The sequence below is a fragment of the Thiorhodococcus mannitoliphagus genome (assembly GCF_010915725.1).
In the GTDB taxonomy this organism is placed as follows: domain Bacteria; phylum Pseudomonadota; class Gammaproteobacteria; order Chromatiales; family Chromatiaceae; genus Thiorhodococcus; species Thiorhodococcus mannitoliphagus.
Genome location: NZ_JAAIJR010000392.1, coordinates 1 through 770 on the forward strand (window position 1 = coordinate 1; position 770 = coordinate 770).

Below are 770 nucleotides of genomic sequence, written 5' to 3' on the forward strand. Positions count from 1 at the left end.
CCGTCGATGCCGAGCGCACGCGGATCGGCGTCGGTCAGCAGATGCCGGGTGAGCCGCTCGCGGGCCTGCTCGGCGCGGGTACCGGGGGTCGCTGGCTCGTCGAGGGCGATCACCGCAATCAGTGCGACCACGCCGAGCACGGCGCCGATCAGCAGCCAGCGGCGGAGCCCTGGCGAAAGCCGCTCCCAAGTATCGGCGGGGGTGACGGGCATCTAGCGGGCTCCCACGCCGCGCAGTGAGGGACGCGCGGGTCGGCGCTGCTCCGGCGTCGGACGCCGCACCGCGACATAGAGCTCTGCCTGATCGCCCGGAGCCAGCCAGACCCGTGGCCAGGCGGCCACGGCGACCGTGTCCCCGTCGATGTCGGCGCGACAGGCGCGCTCCTCGATCTCCAGTTCGGCATCCGTTGTGTTGCGTGCGAGCGCGGTGATCAGCCAAAGAGCGCCGCCTTCGAGGACCTGACCACGGCGGGTTTCCAGCCCCAGCTGAACACAGGTCACGGTCTCTTGGCGTCGCGCCTGACGCAGACCGTAGCCCTCGGGAATCTCCTCGCGCGCCAGGGCGCGCATGGCCTCGGTAAGGGCCGCAACATAGTCCGGCGCGGCGGCTGCGGTCGGTGCGGACGGGGCTGTGATTGGCGCCGCACTTGGCAGCGGGTCGGTCAGGACGAGACGGATCTCGCGCGGGGGGATGCGCCGTGGGGCGAGCGTCAGGGACAGCGCATGGTTGGGGTCCGAGGCATCGCTGACGAAGAGGGTCACCGGCGTCTC

General features: G+C 71.7%; 2 pseudogenes. Both read right to left on the minus strand.

From position 1 onward, the window contains the following. Positions 1-212: pseudogene (locus G3480_RS27055) on the minus strand (conjugal transfer protein TraB); the annotation flags it as partial. Beyond that, positions 213-770: pseudogene (locus G3480_RS27060) on the minus strand (TraK domain-containing protein); the annotation flags it as partial.